The 19,197-nt window shown below is 58.6% G+C and carries 22 protein-coding genes; 12 read left to right on the top strand and 10 right to left on the bottom strand.

Annotated elements, in window-relative coordinates; genetic code table 11:
• The first annotated feature begins 158 nt into the window (after nt 1–158).
• Both raiA and QSJ36_RS10765 read left to right on the top strand, forming a co-directional pair.
• Nucleotides 159–752 (top strand): ribosome-associated translation inhibitor RaiA, encoded by a 594-nt coding sequence (gene raiA / locus QSJ36_RS10770; protein WP_022397875.1) that lies wholly within the window; start codon nt 159–161, stop codon nt 750–752.
• Nucleotides 753–965: 213 nt separating this feature from the next.
• Nucleotides 966–1,094, top strand: a complete 129-nt coding sequence (locus QSJ36_RS10765) for a hypothetical protein (RefSeq protein WP_012420041.1) — start codon at nt 966–968, stop codon at nt 1,092–1,094.
• 248 nt (nt 1,095–1,342) lie between these two features.
• Here QSJ36_RS10765 and QSJ36_RS10760 read toward each other — a convergent pair whose 3' ends face one another.
• Nucleotides 1,343–2,095, bottom strand: coding sequence for a hypothetical protein (locus tag QSJ36_RS10760; protein ID WP_146017931.1), 753 nt, complete (start codon nt 2,093–2,095; stop codon nt 1,343–1,345).
• Between the two features lie 131 nt (nt 2,096–2,226).
• Here QSJ36_RS10760 and QSJ36_RS10755 point away from each other — a divergent pair, with 131 nt between their 5' ends.
• The 5 genes from QSJ36_RS10755 (at nt 2,227) to QSJ36_RS10735 (ending at nt 7,212) form a co-directional block, all read left to right on the top strand.
• On the top strand, nt 2,227–3,837 hold the full coding sequence (locus QSJ36_RS10755) for an ABC-F family ATP-binding cassette domain-containing protein (RefSeq protein ID WP_102721317.1): 1,611 nt from the start codon (nt 2,227–2,229) through the stop codon (nt 3,835–3,837).
• Nucleotides 3,838–3,904: 67 nt separating this feature from the next.
• Nucleotides 3,905–4,462, top strand: a complete 558-nt coding sequence (locus tag QSJ36_RS10750; protein WP_285468653.1) for a hypothetical protein — start codon at nt 3,905–3,907, stop codon at nt 4,460–4,462.
• 106 nt (nt 4,463–4,568) lie between these two features.
• Complete coding sequence (gene fabG / locus QSJ36_RS10745; protein WP_102721145.1) at nt 4,569–5,315, top strand: 3-oxoacyl-[acyl-carrier-protein] reductase; 747 nt, start codon at nt 4,569–4,571, stop codon at nt 5,313–5,315.
• Nucleotides 5,316–5,339: 24 nt separating this feature from the next.
• Nucleotides 5,340–6,542: an SUMF1/EgtB/PvdO family nonheme iron enzyme gene (locus tag QSJ36_RS10740; protein WP_285468651.1), complete on the top strand. Its 1,203-nt coding sequence runs from the start codon at nt 5,340–5,342 to the stop codon at nt 6,540–6,542.
• A gap of 13 nt (nt 6,543–6,555) precedes the next feature.
• Nucleotides 6,556–7,212, top strand: coding sequence for an N-acetyltransferase (locus QSJ36_RS10735; RefSeq protein ID WP_102721144.1), 657 nt, complete (start codon nt 6,556–6,558; stop codon nt 7,210–7,212).
• Between the two features lie 142 nt (nt 7,213–7,354).
• Here the strand turns inward: QSJ36_RS10735 and QSJ36_RS10730 are convergent, their stop codons facing one another.
• Complete coding sequence (locus QSJ36_RS10730; protein WP_022397868.1) at nt 7,355–8,101, bottom strand: PEP-CTERM sorting domain-containing protein; 747 nt, start codon at nt 8,099–8,101, stop codon at nt 7,355–7,357.
• 300 nt (nt 8,102–8,401) lie between these two features.
• On the opposite strand from QSJ36_RS10730, the gene QSJ36_RS10725 reads away from it, so the two are divergent.
• Both QSJ36_RS10725 and QSJ36_RS10720 read left to right on the top strand, forming a co-directional pair.
• Nucleotides 8,402–9,115 (top strand): PEP-CTERM sorting domain-containing protein, encoded by a 714-nt coding sequence (locus tag QSJ36_RS10725; RefSeq protein ID WP_285468650.1) that lies wholly within the window; start codon nt 8,402–8,404, stop codon nt 9,113–9,115.
• Between the two features lie 425 nt (nt 9,116–9,540).
• Nucleotides 9,541–9,774 carry a DUF1232 domain-containing protein gene (locus tag QSJ36_RS10720; RefSeq protein WP_022395926.1) on the top strand — a complete coding sequence of 78 codons (234 nt, stop codon included), beginning with the start codon at nt 9,541–9,543 and terminating at the stop codon, nt 9,772–9,774.
• 22 nt (nt 9,775–9,796) lie between these two features.
• Here the strand turns inward: QSJ36_RS10720 and QSJ36_RS10715 are convergent, their stop codons facing one another.
• Together QSJ36_RS10715 and QSJ36_RS10710 are read right to left on the bottom strand one after the other, a co-directional pair.
• Complete coding sequence (locus QSJ36_RS10715; protein WP_285468649.1) at nt 9,797–10,609, bottom strand: TatD family hydrolase; 813 nt, start codon at nt 10,607–10,609, stop codon at nt 9,797–9,799.
• A 5-nt stretch (nt 10,610–10,614) separates the two neighbouring features.
• Nucleotides 10,615–10,887, bottom strand: coding sequence for a hypothetical protein (locus tag QSJ36_RS10710; RefSeq protein ID WP_022395924.1), 273 nt, complete (start codon nt 10,885–10,887; stop codon nt 10,615–10,617).
• A gap of 233 nt (nt 10,888–11,120) precedes the next feature.
• On the opposite strand from QSJ36_RS10710, the gene QSJ36_RS10705 reads away from it, so the two are divergent.
• The 3 genes from QSJ36_RS10705 to QSJ36_RS10695 are packed head-to-tail and all read left to right on the top strand — an operon-like array spanning nt 11,121 to nt 14,577.
• Nucleotides 11,121–11,789: a succinate dehydrogenase cytochrome b subunit gene (locus tag QSJ36_RS10705; protein WP_180973006.1), complete on the top strand. Its 669-nt coding sequence runs from the start codon at nt 11,121–11,123 to the stop codon at nt 11,787–11,789.
• Nucleotides 11,790–11,810: 21 nt separating this feature from the next.
• Complete coding sequence (locus tag QSJ36_RS10700; RefSeq protein WP_022395922.1) at nt 11,811–13,769, top strand: fumarate reductase/succinate dehydrogenase flavoprotein subunit; 1,959 nt, start codon at nt 11,811–11,813, stop codon at nt 13,767–13,769.
• Between the two features lie 40 nt (nt 13,770–13,809).
• On the top strand, nt 13,810–14,577 hold the full coding sequence (locus QSJ36_RS10695; protein ID WP_022395921.1) for a succinate dehydrogenase/fumarate reductase iron-sulfur subunit: 768 nt from the start codon (nt 13,810–13,812) through the stop codon (nt 14,575–14,577).
• 536 nt (nt 14,578–15,113) lie between these two features.
• On the opposite strand, the gene dtd is transcribed toward QSJ36_RS10695, so the two are convergent.
• The 6 genes from dtd to QSJ36_RS10665 form a co-directional block, all read right to left on the bottom strand.
• A complete protein-coding gene (gene dtd / locus QSJ36_RS10690) occupies nt 15,114–15,566 on the bottom strand; it encodes a D-aminoacyl-tRNA deacylase (RefSeq protein ID WP_102728607.1) in 453 nt (150 codons plus the stop codon).
• A complete protein-coding gene (locus tag QSJ36_RS10685; protein ID WP_022396891.1) occupies nt 15,563–16,339 on the bottom strand; it encodes a LysM domain-containing protein in 777 nt (258 codons plus the stop codon). The genes dtd and QSJ36_RS10685 overlap by 4 nt, the downstream gene beginning before the upstream one ends.
• Nucleotides 16,296–16,838: a hypothetical protein gene (locus QSJ36_RS10680; protein WP_022396892.1), complete on the bottom strand. Its 543-nt coding sequence runs from the start codon at nt 16,836–16,838 to the stop codon at nt 16,296–16,298. Before QSJ36_RS10680 ends, QSJ36_RS10685 begins: the two co-directional genes overlap by 44 nt.
• A gap of 94 nt (nt 16,839–16,932) precedes the next feature.
• Nucleotides 16,933–17,175 (bottom strand): acyl carrier protein, encoded by a 243-nt coding sequence (locus QSJ36_RS10675; RefSeq protein ID WP_022396893.1) that lies wholly within the window; start codon nt 17,173–17,175, stop codon nt 16,933–16,935.
• A 133-nt stretch (nt 17,176–17,308) separates the two neighbouring features.
• Entirely contained in the window at nt 17,309–18,037 is a 729-nt protein-coding gene (locus QSJ36_RS10670; protein WP_102721136.1) for a type III pantothenate kinase, read from the bottom strand.
• A 5-nt stretch (nt 18,038–18,042) separates the two neighbouring features.
• Nucleotides 18,043–19,170 carry a glycosyltransferase gene (locus QSJ36_RS10665; RefSeq protein WP_285468648.1) on the bottom strand — a complete coding sequence of 376 codons (1,128 nt, stop codon included), beginning with the start codon at nt 19,168–19,170 and terminating at the stop codon, nt 18,043–18,045.
• Between the last annotated feature and the right edge of the window lie 27 nt (nt 19,171–19,197).

Here is a 19,197-nt window from a genome sequence, read left to right as displayed (position 1 = left end):
TGCCCGGCCCCGGCATGAGGGAACAAGAGCGGAAAAATCCCCTTCCCCGCACACGGAAAAAAAGAAAGGATTCCTCGACAAACATTGTCAAATCTGTATATCTTGAAAGGTGCGGACTGGGTTCCGCGCATTAACATCAACTAGAAAGAGGTACGACAATGCAAAAGGTAAACGTAAACACACCCATTACGATCACGGGGCGCCACGTGGAAGTCACAGACGCGATTCGGGAATTCGTAACGAAAAAGATTGAGGGGATCCGCCTGGACTTCCCACGCATTATGGAGGTTAAAGTATTGCTTGATGTGCAACGCGACCGCAAGATTTCCCAGGTGATTCTGTTCTGCTCGGACCACATCACCATTGACGCTTCCACGGAAGGGACGGACATGTACGCCTGCATCGACGAAACGATCACCAAAATCATGCGCCGCATGCGCAAGCACAAGACGCGCCTGATGAAAAATTTCCGCCCCCATCACCAGGAAACCATCCGCAAGCTGGATGAAACGGTATATGACGATTCCGTACTGGATTACCCCGGAGATTCCAAGGAAGACCCGGAACCCCTCCTCATTCACAGAGAAAGCTACAATCTCAAGAAGCTTTACAAGGAGGAAGCCATCATGGAACTGGAACTTTCCGACAAGCCCTTCGTGCTCTACAGGAATGCGCGACGCGACGTGCTCCAGATCGTGTACCGGAGGCCGGACGGGGACTACTCCATTATTGAACTAGGCACCAGCCTGTGACCGTAAAAAACGGTTTTGAAACAAACCGTTTTCCATAACGCATCAAAAAGAGCAGGACTCCTGAAACCGGGGGTCCTGCTCTTTTCTGTAATGCCGTGACATGGAACAAGAAAATCTCTTGATTTCTACTTGCCACCATTTACATTGGTCCCAGCAAACCTCCGTGGATGCGGAGGTTCCAGTAGTTAACAAACACTGTATTTAATTCGAATTATGAAGAACATCGCTATCCTCGCCATCGCCGGCGCCGCTTGCCTGGTCGCTTCTTGCTCCCAGCAGCAGCAGCAACAGCAAACCACCGCTCCTGCTCCCGCTCCGGTTGTGCAGGCCAAGGGCAAGTAAGTTTGCAGCAGGGCCTCGCCCTGCAACATTAGCAAATCATCCAATTAATCCGCACTCGGTGTACGCACTGAGTGCGTTTTTATTTGCCCGGAACCCGGTTTTCAGCCGTCATTTGCCGGTTCACCGGGATTTACCTTAAAAACGGCGGACGGCGTAGCAAACGCAGGCATTCCCCGCACATGCAGGCGTCACCCGCCATCAAGCAGGGACGTGCACAAGCTCCGGCCTCGTTAAACGGCCTTTTACATTCAGGCAGCCTTGGAAGCTCCGCCGCCGGAAGCGCCAGCTTCTTTATGGGCAGCAGCGGAACCGCTTGCCTTCGCCTCCTCCTGCTGACCGGACTGGAACATCCTCTGGATCAGCAGGGGGCGTTTCCTGGCCCATCCGGGCCAGACCAGGTGATGGTCCATTCCGTAGGAATGCCCTTCAGGAAAGGCCTTGGACACGAACGGTTCCCGCCAGTCCTCCTCCCATTTGCCCCCTTCCCGGTCCTTCTGGGTCAGCACCACCAGATGCCCGCAGTTCTTCCAGGCGTCCAGGACGATGGAACCCTGCAATCCCCCTCCGGCGGCGTTCACGTACACGCAGCTGTGCTCCCTGCCCGTTCCATGGTCGCGGATGGTCAGCCCCACACGGAAAAACTTCACGGGGCGGCGGCGCATGTCACGGTACAAATCCTGCTGCACCTGCCAGCAGAGCCCCCTGTCGCGCAGGTTGGAATTGACCAGGATGTTGTTCAGCCAGCCGAACAGCACAATCCTGTTATTCCGGGCAATCGCCGCGGACTGGACTACCGCCGTGTCCGCCAGCCACTTGGCTTCCGCCCTGGCGGCGGGAAGAGCGGCCTTCTCCGGCGGCAGCAGCCCCAGAAAAGCATTCGCCAATCCGGACATCTGCTGCTGCACGTAAGGTCTCTGTATATAATCCTCAGCCGGAGGAGTGCAGCAGGAACTCCATCCGCACAGGAGGGCGGCAGCAAGCAAAAGCCTGAATGTCTGCATGGTCGGCATGGCGCGCCAAGGCTAGCAGATTACGCGTAAAAATCCAGTAAAGCTTTCAAAAATGACCGTCCCTGCCCTGACGGCTCTTGCCTTCCCCCTCCCTCCCCGGTAGAATGCCGCCCCTCTTCACCATGCTGACGATCAAAAACCTCACGAAATCCCACGCCGGACGCACCCTGTTCCGGGAAACGGAAATGACCATTAACTGGGGGGAACGGGTTGCCCTGGTAGGCCCCAACGGCGCGGGCAAGTCCACCCTGTTCCGCATGATTCTGGGAGAAGATACGCCGGACGAAGGCTCTATCAACATGGATGAATACGCCATGGTGGGCTATCTTCCGCAGGAAGCCAGCGAACCGAAGGATGAAACCGTGCTGGAAATAGCCATGGGCATCACGCCGGAAATGGAACGCGCCATCCACGTCATCCGGACGGCGGAAAACGCCAACAAGACGGATACGCCGGAGTATGCGGAGGCCATTGACACCTTTAACGCCGCCAACGGCTACCAGCTGGAACCCAAGGCCAAGAAAATCCTCAAGGGGCTGGCCTTCCGGGAAAGCGACTTCCACCGCCCCGCGCGGGAAATGTCCGGCGGCTGGATCATGCGCGCGTACCTGGCCAAACTGCTCGTCCTGGAACCGGACCTCCTGATGCTGGACGAACCCACCAACCACCTGGACCTCCTTTCCCTGCTGTGGCTCCAGCGCTACCTGAAAAACTACCCCGGCGCCATCCTGATGATTTCCCACGACCGGGATTTCATGGACGAACTGGTGGAAAGCGTGTACGACATCGACAACGAGGAACTGGTGGAATACCGCGGCAACTACTCGGATTTCCTGAAACAAAGGGACATGCGCTTTGAACAGCTTCAGGCCGCCTACCGCAACCAGCAGAAGGAAATCGCGCACATCCAGGAATTCATCGACCGCTTCCGCTCCATCAACTCCAAGGCCGGGCAGGTCCAGAGCCGCATCAAGCAACTGGAAAAGATGAAGCTCATCCAAAAACCCGTGGCACGCAGGAAGGTGTTCAAATTCAACTTTCCCCAGCCTCCGCGCAGCACCCAGAAGGTCATTGAGCTGGAAAAAATCTGCCAGTCCTACGGCGACCACAAGGTTTATGAAAACCTGGACCTGCTGGTGGAACGGGGAGAACGCACCGTGCTGGTGGGCCCCAACGGCGCGGGCAAGTCCACCCTGCTGAAAATCCTGGCGGGCATCATCCCCATTGACTCGGGAAAACGCACTCCCGGCACCACCACGCGCATCGGCTACTTCTCCCAGGCACGCACGGAAAACCTGAATACGGAAAACACCGTCCTGGAGGAAATCATGAAGTGCAACGCTGAAATCCGGGAGGAGGAGGCCCGATCCATCCTGGGCTCCTTCCTGTTCCGGAGGCTGGATGTGGAAAAACGCGTCAGCGTGCTTTCCGGCGGAGAAAAATCACGGCTCAGCCTGGTCAAGTTCCTGGTGGACCCGCCCAACCTCCTGCTGATGGACGAACCGACCACCCACCTGGACCTCCTGTCCGTGGAAGCCCTGGTGCAGGCCCTGAAACATTATGAGGGGACCCTGGTCTTCATCTCCCACGACGTGCACTTCATCCGCTCCCTGGCGGAAAAAACCCTGCACGTGAACCGGGGAACCATCACCACTTATGCGGGCGGGTACGATTATTACCTGGAAAAGTCAGGCATTCTGGACGACGAAAAAGGCGGCATCACGGCGGAATAACCGTCCTCCCCTTTTCAGCTTCCCTTTTCTCCTTGCCTTGGGTTTCATCCTGCCTTAGAAAGACAGGATGAAGACTTTCCTTGTCCCCGTCCTGGCCTCCGCCCTGATGGCCGGAGTTCCGCTCGCCTTTGGTGAAACGGCCGCCCCGGCGGCTTCACCCGCGCCGGCAGCCCCGGCGGAAAAAACTCCGTCCGCGGATTCCCTCCTCAACCAGGCCTTTTCCGTGGCCATTGACGTCCAGCAGACGCTGGCGGCAGTACAGGACAAGGAAAGCGGGGACAAGGCCGTCAAGAAATTGCAAGGCATTCAGAAGGACATTCAGCGTCTCATGAGCTTCCGGGAGAAATTGAGCGATGCGGAAAAGGAAAAAATGGACGCTCTGTCAGAAAAAATGGAGGAACGGATGGACATGCTGAGCGAACGCTGTGAAAAGGAAGGCCAGCGGCTGCTGGAAGCCCGCTATTACGGCTCCGCCGCCCTGAAGGACATCCTGGAAAACTCGGATGAATTCAGCGATCTCGTCGAGCCGGATGAAGATGTGGCGGAACCGGAGGAGGACAATACGCCAGCCACAGCCGGAAACGTTCTTTCTCCCAACCCTGAAGACCTCCTCCCGCCGAATTGACCGGAAAAAGATGCCCATACAGGAAAAGCCGTGGAGAACAACCGCCCTTTCCCGCTTCCATTTCAAGCTTGCCGGAACCGTGAAAAACGGGTTTACTGTGGGCAGCATGCAAAAGTTAGCAGGTAAAACAGCCATCGTTACCGGGGCAGGCCGCGGCATCGGCAATGCCATCGCCCGCCGCTTCGCTTCAGAAGGAGCCAAAGTCATCCTGATCAGCCGCAGCCCGTCAAGCTGTGGAGGAGCCGCAGAAGAGATTAACAAGGAATTCCCGGACTCCTGCAAGGCCTATCCCTGCGACGTGGCGGATTACGCCGCCGTTCAGGAAACCGTCTCCGCCATCCTGAAGGACTTCCCGCAGATCGACATTCTGGTGAACAACGCCGGCATTACCCGTGACTCCCTGATGCTTCGCATGAAGGAGGAAGACTGGGACGCCGTCATGGATACCAACCTGAAAAGCGCGTTCAATACGGTGAAAGCCCTGCAGCGCGTGCTGATGAAGTCCCCTGCCGGACGCATCATTAACATGAGTTCCGTTATCGGCCTCGTGGGCAACATCGGGCAGGCCAACTACGCCGCCTCCAAGGCGGGCCTCATCGGTTTCACTAAATCCCTGGCCCTGGAATTCGCCCCGCGCAAGGTGACGTGCAACGCCATTGCCCCCGGCTTCATTTCCACGGAAATGTCCAACGCCATTCCGGACAACCTCAAGGAAGAAATCGTCAAGAAAATTCCCCTGAAGGAACAGGGCTCCGTGGAAGACATCGCCGCCCTGACGGCCTTCCTCGCCTCTGACGATGCCCGTTACATCACCGGACAGGTCATCGCCTGTGACGGGGGCATGACGATGTAAGGCTTTCCCGGTCTTCACCATCCCATGCGCGGCATTTTCCTTGTTTCCTGCTTTCTGGGAGGAAGCGCCCTGCTGGCCGGGTGCCGGGACGACGGCTCCCCCCGCCCGGCCACGGAGGATGCCGCGCGCATTACCGGCGCGCGCCAGTGGGGAGAGAGCCGCTCCGCACTGCAAAAACGGGAGCTGGACCGCGCCGCCGGACCCGCCCTCCCTATTCCGGACGATCTGCCCGCCAGGGAGCTGGTCGGCACCACACGCCAAATCCACCAGCTCATTGAAGCCTCCGGGATCCCCTCACGTTTTGAATCCTATACGGAAGCGGTGCCCGCAGCGGGGGCATCCCTGCGCATGGCCGCCATTCCCGGCGGAACCTTTCTCATGGGGAGCCCTGCGGAGGAGCCGGGCCGCAAGCCGGACGAAGGCCCGCGGCATGAAGTGAACGTCTCTCCGTTCTGGATCTCGGAAACGGAAATTCCCTGGGAGCTCTATACGGCCTTCATGGAAAATGGACGTCCGCGCGCCAAGGACGGCCAGCTTCTGGAGGAACAGCCGGACGATGAACTGTGGGACTCCGTCACGCAGCCCACAGCCCCCTACACCGCCATGAACCTGGGCATGGGCCACGGCTATGAACACGGCCTGCCGGCCATCTCCATGTCCCATCACGCCGCCAGCAAATTCTGCGAATGGCTGAGCGCCCAGACCGGGCATTACTACCGCCTGCCGACGGAAGCGGAATGGGAATACGCCTGTCGTGCCGGGAACCCCGGAGCCTACTCTTACGGAAACGGGGAGGAAGCCCTGGACCAGTACGCCTGGTACTGGGACAATTCCAACGACCGCTACCAAAAAACAGGCTCCAAAAAGCCGAATAAGTGGGGCCTCCGGGACATGCACGGAAACGTGGCGGAATGGGTTCTGGATTCCTACCTTCCGGATGCCTACGGCAAGCGGGACGGCCAGCCCGCCAAAGACCCCCTGGTCATCGAGCCCAAGGCTCCCCACGTCGTTCGCGGCGGCTCCTGGGAAGACGATCCGGACCGCCTGCGGAGCGCCGCGCGCCGCGCCAGCTCCCCCGCCTGGAACCGGCAGGATCCCCAGAACCCCAAAAGCATCTGGTACCTGACGGACGGCGGCATGATCGGCTTCCGCGTGGTACGCCCCATGAACATTCCGGACGTCATCACCATGCACCGCCTCTGGAACTTCTCCAAGGGAGAGCCGTGAAGAGAGACCTTCTATGACCATCAAATTAAGAACGGAACAGCCCGCAGACTATGCCGAAACGGAACATGTCACGCGGGAAGCGTTCTGGAACCATTATTCCCCCGGCTGCAATGAGCATTACCTGCTCCATATCATGCGCGGCAGCCCCTCCTTCATCCCGGAACTGGATGTGGTCGCCGTCCACGGCGGCCGCATTGTCGGGAACATCGTTTATGCAAAATCCGTCATCAGGACAGATGACGGGAAGGAATGCGAGGTGCTGGGCATGGGGCCCATTTCCGTTCTTCCGGAATACCAGCGCCGGGGAATTGGACGGCAAATGATCGAACATACCAAAATGAAGGCCCGTGAAATGGGGTTCCGGGCCATTCTGCTGTACGGCGACCCGGACTACTATTCACGCCACGGGTTCGTGGCCGCGGAAACGCTGGGCATCAGAACGGCGGATGACATGTACGCGGCAGCCCTCCAGGTCTGCGAACTGCAGGAAGAGGCCTTATCCGGCATGAAAGGCCGTTACGTGGAAGCTGCCGTGTATGATCTTGATGAAAAGTGCGCCGCCGAATTTGACCTGCATTTTCCGGCAAAGGAGATGGTCTCCGGAACTCCGTCGCAAAAGCGCTTTGAGAAAATTGCCGCCATGCGGAGAAAAGCGGATACGGGAACCTGAAACCGGAAATCCTTGCACCCTCCGGATGTCATGAATCCCGCATCCGGATACGTTACATTCGCAGCCCTTTTTTCCAGGGGTAAAAAATAAGGGCCGTTCCATGAGAACAGCCCTTATCCGTCAAAAGCCTGTCATCAAGGGCTCAGGCCCTGCGGCGGCGCATCATCAGGGCAGCCAGCCCCAGCAGGCTCAGCGTGGCCGTAGCGGGTTCCGGAACCACTTCCCCGCGGATCTCCGTAAAAATGGGGGATAATTGAGCGAAGGTATTGGTTCCATTGGCTCCTGTAATGACAATGGAATCATCGGGCGCTCCCGCGCTGTCATGATGGCCGCGAATGCCGGGAGCAGTCAATCCGTTGCTGATGGTTACCGTATCTCCATCCGTGGAAGAAGTAGGCGCGCCTGTCCCTCCCGCAGCATACAAGTACGTTTTTGACGTATCTCCGTTGATCATGTCCATCACGGCCTGGCTTACGGTCAGGTAGCGGTACGTCGTGCCGGCGTCAAGAATCAGGGAAGAACCGTCCACAGCTGAGAAATTGAACGTCAGATTGACCCCGTTGCCGGAGGTTCCCATATTGGTGCTCAGGCCGATGACCGAATTGTCGGAAGCGTTCAGCACCAGAAAACCGTAAGTGACGTTAGCGCCCGTATTGCCGCTGGGCCCGCGCAGAGTAAAACTGTCCAGCCGGATATCTCCGGACAGGGAGGCGGGAGAGCCGGAACCAGAGACGGGGGCCAGGGCGGAAGAATCCAGCCCCAGATAGAACCCATGAATGGTACTGTTGTAATTGTCTGCTCCAGGAGTGTAATAATTAAAAACAGTCGCGGCTTCTGAGGAAACGGCGAAGGTTCCAAGTGCGGCTAAAATTGTTAGTGTTTTCTTCATGTCTATTGTCCTGTTCCTTTTAGGCTTTGTAGCGGATTTGGAATCCGGATTTGGAATCCGCAAACAATTAAAAATATTAAAGGTTAATATATTGCATTCATAATTCGTTGGAAATAATGATTTTTTGATGCCTCTGGTTCTTTTATTAACGTGGTGGAGCGGTCTTTGTTATTCATTGATTTCCCTATTGCTTTGGTCTCTTTTTCATACTTGCCGGATTCCAAATCCGTTATTTAGTTATTTACGCAGAAGCCCTGCTTGTGCATGCGCATGCGTACCGTTCACCCCAGAACATTGATCATGAAGAAAATACTATACGCCTTAATGCTTGCAGCCGGCATGAGCCTGAGCGCCACCGCGGCGACCACGCTTCTGGACAGCTCCATCGTAGGGTATTCCGACTTCGCCTCCCGTCTGGCGGATTTCGGCACCCGGAAGGATTCCGTTGCCATCACGACCGATGGCGGCAATCTGGTGTTGTCCGGCACGACCTTTAGCCAGCCCGTTCCCGGGGGAAGCACGCGCAATAACATGACCGTGACCATGGTTCTGGATCTGTCCAAAATCAACACTCCGGAAGCCTATACCGCCCTGTTTAACGCCAAGGGAGGAAGTACCAGCTGGGGTGCGGGCCTGAATACGGACCGTACTCTCCAGGGATTATGGGACAATGCCGCATACAGCGGCGGCCCTACCACCTCCGCTCTGGGCACGGAAGGCACCCTGACCATTTCCGTGGTCACCGGGGAACTCGGCACCCGCATCTACCTGGGCGACAGTGCCACGTACCATACTGCCAGCGGCCTGAAATTCGGCAGCGTGGATATCACCCAGATTCTGATGGACGCGGGACTGGCTGACGCCGTTGAACAGCTCTACGTTCATGACTCCGCTCTTTCCCAGGAGCAGATCGGCCAGTTGATGAGTGAAATCGCCAGCGTTCCGGAACCCGCAACGGCAACCCTGGGCCTGCTGGGACTGGCTGCGCTGATGATGCGCCGCCGCAGGGCATAAAACCGCACTGGTTCTCCGTTTTTCTTTCAGGGCTGCCTCGCGACTCCGTGAGGCGGCCCTTTCTGCATCCGCACAACGCGCCTACTCTACCGGAGGCAGATACTTCTTCCTTCCCTCCCCTGAAAAACGATGTTCAAGGCAGCCTCCGGCTGAAACGCTTCACGGGGCGTCCGCGTCACCCCACCTTACGCACAAATCCTTTTCCCCCACGCCGGAACAGCCGGAACCGGATACGGAAAAAACCGTCTTCCCTCTGCGGGCGGCGCGCCTCATCCTTGCAGCCGTCCTACCCCTGCGCAGACCGGCCATTCAGGCTCTGCCGGGAGCAGCACACCCCCACGTTCCGGGAAGGGCGCCTGTTTCAAGCTGCTCCTTCCGCCTGAAAGGGGGAAACGTTTTTAACCTGCATACCCCACATCCTGATCATGAATCTCCAGAAACAGCAATTGCTCCTGCGCCTTTTCCGGTATTTCAAAAGCAAAAAAGGAGAACCGCGGTTTTTCAACAAGCGGAATATATGGCTGCTCGCCATTGCCGCCGCCTACATCCTGACTCCTGACGAATTCCTGTTTGACGGAATCGGCAAGCTGGGTCTCCTGGATGACGCCGCAGTCATCCTGGGAGCCGTCTTCACCGTCTTCTTTCCGGACGGGGACTAGCGGCCCGCGGCCAGGGATGCGGCTAGACGGACGATACCTTCCGGAACTTCGGGGACTGTCCCATGAACGCCTCCGGATTGCCTAAAAGAAGCTTCTCCGCCTCCTGCCGGGAAAAACCGCGCTTGTAAAGCTCGCAGACCAGGGCCGTAAGCGCCAGGGGGTCGGAATCTCCCCAGTCCGCCGCGGAATTGGCCCAGACGCGATCCATTCCGTACAGCTCCAGAATATCCGCCGCCCGCTTGGGGTTCAGCTTGCTGGTGGGGTAAAGGGTCAGCCCGGCCCAGTAGCCGGCCTCCTTCACCAGCGGGAAGGTGTGCTCCTCGCAATGGTCCACCAGCACCCGGCCGGGGTCCAGCTCCGGACGGTTTTTCAGGGCGGAAAGAATCATTCTGGTCCCTTTCAGCTTGTCTTCCAGATGGGGGGTGTGAATCAGGACAAGCTGGTTCAGGCGTATTGCCATGTCCAGATGCTCTTCAAAAATAGTCATTTCATGGGAGGTATTCCGGTTCAGCCCGATCTCCCCGATGCCGAGGACATTCGGACGGTCAATGAATTCCGGGATGAGCTTCATCACTTCCCGGGCAAAGGCCACGTCCTGCGCCTCCTTGGGGTTGATGCACAGCCACGTGTAATGGTCCATGCCGAACTTGGCCGCCCTGGCCGGTTCGCATTCCGTAAGCTGCACGAAGTAATCCCGGAAACCGTCCGCGGAGGAACGGTCATAGCCGGCCCAGAACGCCGGTTCTCCTACCGCCAGGCAGCCTGCCTGCGCCATGGCCCGGTATTCGTCCGTGGTGCGGCACACCATGTGTATATGAGGTTCTATGAAAGCCATGATTCTTATTTGCTGAAATTCGGGGCTCCGCAGGCCGCCTTGGCGGCGGCGGTTTCCGGCACGGCGTCATCCCGGTAGGAAAGGGCTTCCAGAATGGCCCGGACGCGCCCGGCGCCGGAGGCGGACAGGAGGGGGAGCGCTTCCATCAGGGCGCGGTAGCGGAAATCCGCCTCCCCTTCCCCCCGGTCCACCCGGTCCAGAAACGCGGCTATATCCAGCACCCCGGCGCGCGCCGCCGCAAAATCGGCGTCCAATACCTCTTTTTTACTCCTTTTCATACGCAGACGATACGCCCATGCGGAAAGCCTCGTCAAGCCGGAACAGGTAACAAAATTATAACTATTCCAAACTAGTGAACTGCAACGTCTTTTCACGTCTTTTCAAAAATCCAAAAAGCGCCGGGAATTCAAGAAGAGGCTTGCCATCCGGGTTTGAACCGGGCATCCTGTGGAGACGCATTTATTTCATTAGAGCGCCTATGAATGCACTAGTAAAAACCATATGTACATTCGTGACATCCTCCATCGGCCGCAAAATCATTGTGGCTCTGACGGGGTTATGTTTGGTCTTGTTCCTCGCGGGACACCTGGCAGGCAACCTTCTTATCTTCGGAGGCCCTGAATGGATCAACACCTACGCCCACGGCCTGCACTCCATGCCGGAAGCAGCCCTCTGGGGCATCCGCGCGGGGCTTGCGGTGATCTTCATCATCCACATCTGGCTGACCATCCAGCTGAAGCTGGAAAACCACGCCGCCCGCGAACCCTACGTGTTCAAGAACACGATCAAGGCAACGCTCTCCTCCCGCTACATGATCTACACCGGCCTGACTATCCTGGTGTTCCTGATCTACCACCTGTACCAGTACACCCTGCGCGTGGGCTACGATCCCGCCCAGTACACCGCCTTCATTTCCGACGGCAAGGTGGAAACCTTTGACGTGTACAAGATGATCGTGGCCGGATTCTCCAACGTATGGTGCTCCGCCTTCTACATCCTGGCCATCCTGATGCTGTTCAGCCACCTGCGCCACGGCGTGCAGTCCATCTTCCAGACGGTGGGCGCTGATTCCCGCAAAATCCGGCCCTTCTACAACTTTGTCGCCATCGCCTACGGCGCAGTGATCTGCCTGGGCTTCATTTCCGTGCCGGTCTCGGTTCTTCTGGGTATCATCAAATAACCATCAACTCCTCTCAAAGTCATGATTAATTTTCCCGTAAGCGACTGGATGCCGGATGCCAAGATTCCTTCCGGCCCGATTCAGGACAAATGGTCCAAGTACAAGCTTGAGTCCAAACTGATCAACCCGAACAACAAGCGCAAGTACACCGTGCTCGTGGTAGGGTCCGGCCTGGCCGGCGCCTCCGCCGCCGCCACGCTTGCCGAGCTTGGCTACAACGTCAAGTGCTTCTGCTACCAGGACAGCCCCCGCCGCGCCCACTCCATTGCGGCCCAGGGCGGCATCAACGCGGCCAAGAACTACCAGAACGACGGCGACTCCGTCTACCGCCTGTTCTATGACACCGTGAAGGGCGGCGACTTCCGCGCCCGTGAAGCCAACGTCTACCGCCTGGCGGAAGTTTCCTCCAACATCATTGACCAGTGCGTGGCCCAGGGCGTTCCCTTCGGCCGTGAATACGGCGGCCTGCTGGACAACCGCTCCTTCGGCGGCGCCCAGCTCAAGCGCACCTTCTACGCACGCGGCCAGACGGGCCAGCAGCTCCTGCTGGGCGCCTACCAGGCCCTGGAAAAGGAAGTGGCCAAGGGACACATTGAAATGTTCTCCCGCCATGAAATGATGGACCTGGTGCTGGTGGACGGCGAAGCCAGGGGCATCGTCACCCGCAACCTGATCACCGGTGAAATCCAGTCCTACGCAGGGGACACCGTCCTGCTCTGCACGGGTGGCTACGGCAACGTCTTCTTCCTGTCCACCAACGCGATGGGCTGCAACGTCACCGCCGCCTACAAGGCCTACAAGCGCGGCGCCTTCTTCGCCAACCCCTGCTTCACGCAAATCCACCCCACCTGCATTCCGGTCAAGGGCGACTACCAGTCCAAGCTAACGCTGATGTCGGAATCCCTCCGCAACAGCGGCCGCATCTGGGTGCCCAAGTCCCGTGAAACCGCGGAAAAAATCCGCAAGAAGGAAATCAAGCCTTCCGACGTTCCCGAAGAAGAACGCGACTACTACCTGGAACGCAAGTATCCCTCCTTCGGCAACCTGGCTCCGCGCGACATTTCCTCCCGCGCCGCCAAGGAAGCCTGCGACGACGGCCGCGGCGTGGCCATCACCGGCAAGGGCGTCTTCCTGGACTTTGCGGATGAAATCAAGCGCATGGGCCGCGAATGGATTGACGGCCAGTACGGCAACCTGTTCGACATGTACGAGGAAATCACGGACGACGACCCCCATGAAACGCCCATGATGATCTATCCCGCCTCCCACTACACGATGGGCGGCCTGTGGGTGGACTACAACCTCATGTCCAGCGTGAAGGGGCTGCACGTCCTCGGTGAAGCCAACTTCTCCGACCACGGCGCCAACCGCCTGGGCGCTTCCGCCCTGATGCAGGGCCTGTCCGACGGCTACTTCGTCATTCCCGCCACGCTGCCCGCCTACCTCACGACCATCAAGCCCGGCTCCGTCACCACCGCCTCCCCGGAATTCAAGGCCGCGGAAGACGAAGTGAAGGAACGCATCAACAAGCTCCTGAACGTGAAGGGCACCAAGACGGTGGACTCCTTCCACCGGGAACTGGGCCTCATCATGTGGGAAGACTGCGGCATGGCCCGTACGGAAGAAAGCCTCATGAACGCCATCGAACGCATTCCCCAGCTCCGCAAGGAATTCTGGGAAAACGTGCGTGTGACCGGAACGGCGGACGGCATCAATGCGGAACTGGAAAAAGCCTGCCGCGTGGCGGACTTCCTGGAATTCGCCCAGCTGCTCTGCTATGACGCCCTGAACCGCCAGGAATCCTGCGGCGCCCACTTCCGCGTGGAATACCAGCTGCCGGACGGCGAAGCCAAGCGCAACGACGAAGAATACGCCTACGTGGCCGCCTGGGAATACACCGGCGTGGACAGCCTGCCCATTCTTCACAAGGAACCGCTGACCTTCGAGAACGTGCACCTTGCCATCCGCAGCTACAAGTAAAGATAGCCAATACATTAACACTTAAAAGAAAGATTATAACATGGCTAAAACACTCAATCTCACTCTCAAGGTCTGGCGCCAGGAAAACCGTGAAGCCAAGGGCCGCATTGAGACCTATGCCGCCAAGGATATTCCGGTGGACGCCTCCTTCCTGGAAATGCTGGACATCGTCAATGAAGGCCTGGTCAAGGAAGGCAAGGATCCGATCCACTTTGACCACGACTGCCGGGAAGGCATCTGCGGCATGTGCTCCCTGACCATCAACGGCATTCCCCACGGCCCGGAACGCCAGGTAACCACCTGCCAGCTTCACATGCGCAAGTTCAAGGACGGCGATACCATCTGGATCGAACCCTTCCGCGCGAAAGCCTTCCCGATCCTGCGGGACCTGATGGTGGACCGCTCCGCCCTGGACCGCATCATCGCCTCCGGCGGCTACATCGACGTGCGCACCGGCTCCGCGCCGAACGCCAACAACATCGCCGTGGAAAAAGTGAAGGCGGAAGCCGCCTTTGATGCCGCCGCCTGCATCGGCTGCGGCGCCTGCGTGGCCTCCTGCAAAAATGCCTCTGCCATGCTGTTCACGTCCGCCAAGATCGCCCACCTCAATCTGCTCCCGCAGGGCCAGCCGGAACGCACCAAGCGCGTCCTGGCCATGATGAAGCAGATGGAAGCGGAAGGCTTCGGCAACTGCACGAACCAGTATGAATGTGAAGCCGCCTGCCCGAAGGGCATCAGCGTGGACAACATTGCCCGCCTCAACCGCGACTTCATCGTGGCCAACACCAAGGAAGGCCTCGCCTACTAAGGCGGGCCCCCTTTTCAAAACGTTAATCAGAACTCCCGGCGGCGCTCGTGCCCGCCGGGAGTTTTTTATTGCTCCGGGAAACGCCGCAAACCTGCGCAACAGACAGAAACCGGGGCAAGTGAAGCATTCCCGCTTTCCGCAAGACGGCGCTGCAACCAACCATAAATGGACGGAAGAATAGGCCCTTAAATGGCTGAAAAGATCAGGAAGGGGAAAGAAAAGGGTGAAGTGTCCCCAATGGAACAAATGCCCCTTTCAATTATTCAAGACGGCCCCTTTCAGGCATTTATTTCTTCAATTGCCCCGTGGCCCTTCCATTCCGGAGCGGAAGCCTGTATTTTCAAGCTTCTTCAACCAATTTCAACCCTTTTCAAGTATTCATGGCTGGTCATAGCGCGCCTTATACGCGCCAAACGCAAAAGCGGTACGGCTTCCCTTTATTGGCCCTGTCACTTCCGGATGGAGGCAGTCCCCATTCCGCAAGGCCGCTCCACTCTCCACTCTCCACTCTCCACTCTCCACTCTCACCCCTCCCGTCACTCCCTGTTACGGGAATCCATGAAAATGGTCACCGGACCGTCGTTGACCAGGGAAACCTGCATATCCGCGCCGAATTCGCCGCTTTCCACCCTGCCTTCCAGCAAGGACGCCAGTTCCCTCTTGAACAGTTCATACAGGGGAACGGCCTGCTCCGGCCTTGCGGCGCGGATGAAGGAGGGCCTGTTGCCCTTCCTGGTGGAGGCGTGCAGCGTAAACTGGCTCACCACCAGGGCACTCCCCCCCATTTCCTTCACGGAAAGATTCATCTTCCCCTCCGCATCGGAAAAAATACGCATGTCCGCCGCCTTTTTGGCAAGCCAGCGCACATCCTCTTCCGTATCCGCCTCTTCAATGCCCGCCAGAATCATCAGTCCCGGACCCGTGCTTCCCGCACAGACGCCGCCGATGTGCACGGCAGCCTCCGTGACGCGTTGAATGACCAGCCTCACTGCGCCGCTCCCTTCTCCCTCAGAATGGTCACCTTCGTGCCCGCACGGGTCAGCATGGCCAGCTCATTGCAGTCCTGCCGGCTCAAATAAAAGCCCGGTGAACGGGGAGCTCCGCGGGAAACGTCAATGACATAGCCCCCCGCCGCCAGCACCAGCGTTTTGTCCGCAGAGGGAAACTGCTTGCTGTAAATGGAAACAGGGGCCTGCTCGTCCTTGACGGACGTCTCCAAATTCTTTTTTCCTCCGTCCTTCATGGAGAGAATGGGATAGCCCTTCACAAAATTCGTCCCGTCGTACAGGCAGACTTCCTTCTCCGGCACGTTCACCACTACATGAAAATCCAGGGGACGGTACTTGAGCACATCCCCCGCGTGCAGAACGGGAATGTCCATCAGGCCGTTGAGGTGCATCACCATGGCCTGGGAGCAGTCCAGCTTCCTGACCATGCGTATCCAGGAATCCCCTCTCCGTACGGTGTATTTCTTCACATCCGGCCCGTTGGGGTCCAGCAATTGCCGGATGCGCAGGCTGCCGATGAGATCCTTCGCTTCCCTCCCCACCACGCCGCCCTGCTCCACCAGGGGCTGCAACAGCTCCAGAGCCTGCGGCAGGCTCCCCCGGTCCATCAGGCGCCGGGCTTCCGCCAGGGCTTCCGGACGGCGCGGCCAGAGGGAATAGTTCTCCCCGTCCGCAAAAACTCCCTGGGCGCAGCAGGCCGCCGCCAGAAGGCTAAAGAAGACCCTTGCGCTTGAAGTCAAAGATATTGATCTCATGGGATTTTTGTATCATTTCCACGGTGAATTTCAAGAGGGAGACCTCCCATGCGTCATCCACCCCTTCAATGAGGGCCATGAACGTATCCTCTCCGTTGCGCACCTGGTCCAGCAGACGGCCGCGCACGGCATCAAGGGGTTCATGCAGAATTTCCTCATTCACTTCCGACCTCTTGAACCTGAAGCCGTATTCCAGCAGCGTCAAAAAGCCCGGTCCGTTCTTGGAAAGCCAGTCAAAGAAGCGCTTGGCCTCTCCGGAAAAGCCCTCCGTACTGACTTCATTGTAAACGGAAGGGCGTATGATCTTCGGCTTTTCCGCCTCCACCCAGCCGCTGCGCACGCGCACCACGCCCGCTTCATCCATCAGCTCGCTGAGGAGAAGGAAATTGAACCTGGTATCGCCAAAGGTATCAATGCGGCGGTCCGGTTCATAAACCACCCGGGTCATTTCCGCCGCATAGCGGATATCGTCACGGGAGAAGGAGGGCAGATCACTCATGGAAGAAGAAGCCGGGAGCTTTCCATGAAAAAGCGGCTTCCTTGCCTTGGACAGGGAAGCCGCTTTTGTAATAAAGGATTTTTAGCAGTTCAACTTAACCCTGAACCTTTTCGATGTAAGCAACGACATCGGCAACGGACTGAAGCTTTTCAGCTTCTTCGTCGGGTACTTCGATGTCAAAGTTTTCTTCGAAAGCCATCACGAGTTCAACGGTATCCAGCGAATCAGCACCGAGATCCTCGATGAATTTCGCATCAGCAGTCACTTTATCGGATTCAACGCCAAGTTGCTCAACGATGATACTTCTTACTTTTTCTTCGATGCTGTTGTCAGACATGATATTTATTGTTAAGGTTCATGGATACTACATGGGGTATACGCAATTTGCAACACCTATTTATGAGTTTTTACGTGTCATCCGGCCCCCTCGCCGGAAGTAACAAGCTCCCGGCCAGGCCGTTGCCCGTTCTTCAAAGATTAAGCACGGCAGCTATCCGCAAACCGTTCAGCGTAATATCCGGGTCCACATGGTCGATGCGCTCCACGCCCCTGGCGATCAGCGCGGCGTCCCCGCCCGTAGCCACCACGGCCGGGCGCGTGCCCAGCTCCTCCTCCAGGCGGGCCAGGATTTCCTTCACCAGCCCCCGGTAGCCGTACACGGCGCCGGACTGCATTGCCTCCACCGTGCTGGTTCCGATGGCATGGGCGGGCTCCTGCGGGTCGATGGCGGGAAGAAGGGCGGTATTGCGCTCCAGGTAATCCCCCATGCTGGCAAGCCCTGGAGCAATGACGCCGCCCAGATAGGTGCATTGGGGGCCGATCACGTCAAAGGTCACCGCAGTGCCGAAGTCCACCACGACGCACGGGCAGCCGTAATAGGCCGCGGCGCCCACGGCGTTCGCCAGCCTGTCGGCTCCTATCTGGCGCGGGTGGGGGTAGTCGATGCCCACGCCCAGCCGGGAATCGCAGGAAAGGAAATGGCACGGCTTGCCTATCCAGTTTTTCAGCACCTCCCCCACGCGCGGCACCACGGAGCACACCACGGCGGCATCGTAATGGACGCCGGCCAGCACTTCATCCAGCCGTTCCTCGCTCACCTCCCGGGTGGGAATCATGTACCGTTCCGGCAGCAGGGCGTCCGGCGCAGAAAGCACGAACTTGGTGCGCGTATTGGAATTGTCGATCAGCAGATAAGTCACGGAAATCAGTTAGTACGTTCCTCCGCCAGTTTCAAGACCAAATCCGCTATTTTGCCGCTTCCCCCGGTCATCTCCGCCTTCACCAAATTTTCATGCATGCGCCTCCACGGCGCACCGCCTTCCTCCACCATCTCCCGCAAGGCGGCAGCCAGGGCGCGGGCGTCCGGCACATGGCGGCCGCCGCCCAGTTTTTCCAGCAGGCGGGCGTTGCCCTCCTCCTGGCCCGGAAGAAGAAAGTTTACCAGCATGGGCCGTGCAGACGCCAGCACCTCGTGCACGGTGGCCCCTCCCGCTTTCCCAACCACCACATGGCTGGCGGCGAGATAGGAGGGCACGCGGCGCGTCCAGCCGCGCACGGCCAGCCTATGCCCGTATCTGGCGCGCAAATCCCGGATATGGGGGTAAATGCGCCTGAACCGGCGCCCCAGGATGCAGGTGACGCATATGGAGGGGTCCGCCTCCAGCATGGCCTCCAGCTCCGCGCGCGCATGCCGTGCGGAACGCTGGGCAAAATAAAGCACCCGGAACGGCTCGCCCGCCTTCCAGGAAACGGGGCGCTCCCGCGCCAGCGCCCCCAGGCCGGGATTGACGGGGAATCCCGTGACGCGCACCCTGTCCGGAGGAAGCCCCTTCTCCACCATGATTTCCCGCGTCCAGGGGTCCGTCACGGCCCACAGGGGGGACTCCGAACACAGCCAGGACTTATTGATGACGAAGGAATCCGTCACAACGGTCAAGTACGGCACCGCGTTCCCCGTGCGGGACGCCAGGGAATCCAGCATGTAGGGATACACCATGTACGTGCAGACCACGGCGTCCGGCTTCCAATCCCGCAGCAACCGTTCCAGAAAACGCTCCACGGGAGCGAGCCCCTTGACGGGTTTTTCCGCCAGGTTGCGCTTGTCGCTCACCTCGTACATCAGCTTCCAGAGGCGGGGCAGGCGGGAAATAATCCACAGGTAGGCGGCGCGCGTCAGGCGGAACATCCGGGGCATCGCCTCCGCGCACAGGTCCGTCACGCGGACTTCCGCGCGCCCTGCGAGGGCATCCCGCACACCCCTGGCGGCGGAATTGTGCCCTTCCCCGTATCCCGCAGTCACGATCAGAATTCGCGGCAGCCTTCTCTTCTCCATGGGACAGGATATACCAGTATTCCAGTC

The sequence above is a fragment of the Akkermansia sp. NBRC 115031 genome (assembly GCF_030268505.1).
GTDB classification, from domain to species: domain Bacteria; phylum Verrucomicrobiota; class Verrucomicrobiia; order Verrucomicrobiales; family Akkermansiaceae; genus Akkermansia; species Akkermansia massiliensis.
The sequence above is the reverse complement of the archived record's forward strand: the minus strand, read 5'-3'. Positions and strand labels throughout refer to the sequence as shown.

Coding starts and splice junctions, on each gene's coding strand:
- QSJ36_RS10700 (WP_022395922.1), top strand. CDS start 11,811: ATGATTAATTTTCCCGTAAGCGACTGGATGCCGGATGCCAAGATTCCT.
- QSJ36_RS10685 (WP_022396891.1), bottom strand. CDS start 16,339: ATGAGATCAATATCTTTGACTTCAAGCGCAAGGGTCTTCTTTAGCCTT.
- fabG (WP_102721145.1), top strand. CDS start 4,569: ATGCAAAAGTTAGCAGGTAAAACAGCCATCGTTACCGGGGCAGGCCGC.
- QSJ36_RS10710 (WP_022395924.1), bottom strand. CDS start 10,887: ATGAAAAGGAGTAAAAAAGAGGTATTGGACGCCGATTTTGCGGCGGCG.
- QSJ36_RS10675 (WP_022396893.1), bottom strand. CDS start 17,175: ATGTCTGACAACAGCATCGAAGAAAAAGTAAGAAGTATCATCGTTGAG.
- raiA (WP_022397875.1), top strand. CDS start 159: ATGCAAAAGGTAAACGTAAACACACCCATTACGATCACGGGGCGCCAC.
- QSJ36_RS10755 (WP_102721317.1), top strand. CDS start 2,227: ATGCTGACGATCAAAAACCTCACGAAATCCCACGCCGGACGCACCCTG.
- QSJ36_RS10740 (WP_285468651.1), top strand. CDS start 5,340: ATGCGCGGCATTTTCCTTGTTTCCTGCTTTCTGGGAGGAAGCGCCCTG.
- QSJ36_RS10760 (WP_146017931.1), bottom strand. CDS start 2,095: ATGCAGACATTCAGGCTTTTGCTTGCTGCCGCCCTCCTGTGCGGATGG.
- QSJ36_RS10735 (WP_102721144.1), top strand. CDS start 6,556: ATGACCATCAAATTAAGAACGGAACAGCCCGCAGACTATGCCGAAACG.
- QSJ36_RS10715 (WP_285468649.1), bottom strand. CDS start 10,609: ATGGCTTTCATAGAACCTCATATACACATGGTGTGCCGCACCACGGAC.
- QSJ36_RS10750 (WP_285468653.1), top strand. CDS start 3,905: ATGAAGACTTTCCTTGTCCCCGTCCTGGCCTCCGCCCTGATGGCCGGA.
- QSJ36_RS10680 (WP_022396892.1), bottom strand. CDS start 16,838: ATGAGTGATCTGCCCTCCTTCTCCCGTGACGATATCCGCTATGCGGCG.
- QSJ36_RS10725 (WP_285468650.1), top strand. CDS start 8,402: ATGAAGAAAATACTATACGCCTTAATGCTTGCAGCCGGCATGAGCCTG.
- QSJ36_RS10730 (WP_022397868.1), bottom strand. CDS start 8,101: ATGAAGAAAACACTAACAATTTTAGCCGCACTTGGAACCTTCGCCGTT.
- QSJ36_RS10720 (WP_022395926.1), top strand. CDS start 9,541: ATGAATCTCCAGAAACAGCAATTGCTCCTGCGCCTTTTCCGGTATTTC.
- QSJ36_RS10665 (WP_285468648.1), bottom strand. CDS start 19,170: ATGGAGAAGAGAAGGCTGCCGCGAATTCTGATCGTGACTGCGGGATAC.
- QSJ36_RS10695 (WP_022395921.1), top strand. CDS start 13,810: ATGGCTAAAACACTCAATCTCACTCTCAAGGTCTGGCGCCAGGAAAAC.
- QSJ36_RS10765 (WP_012420041.1), top strand. CDS start 966: ATGAAGAACATCGCTATCCTCGCCATCGCCGGCGCCGCTTGCCTGGTC.